Here is a 251-nt window from a genome sequence, read left to right on the forward strand (position 1 = left end):
ATACACAAGCAGCAAACGGGGAAGTATGGGCAATGCTTACCAGCGACACGAAGCTTGACCAGATGAAGGTGACCGTACCGATCCGCCTGCACTTCGCTGTACTGAACAAGGAAACTGGTGCAGCAGATGCTCCATTGCAGTTCAAGGCACCGCATAAAGACAAGTATGCGATCGCAGTCGATAAGGATTCCTCAGTAGGAGTCAAGGTGACAGCGGTGAAGTTCGAGAAGCCATTGAACGGAGCATGGACG

Annotated in this window: 1 protein-coding gene; it reads left to right on the forward strand. The window is 51.8% G+C overall.

Translation table 11 applies throughout. The annotated features are described in order from the left end of the window. Positions 1-251 (forward strand): hypothetical protein (locus tag NE665_RS24655; RefSeq protein ID WP_256302800.1); only part of this gene is annotated, 251 nt, incomplete at both ends.

Origin of the sequence: Clostridium sp. DFI.1.208, from assembly GCF_024463855.1 — a bacterium.
Classification (GTDB): Bacteria; Bacillota_I; Bacilli_A; order Erysipelotrichales; family Erysipelotrichaceae; genus Clostridium_AQ.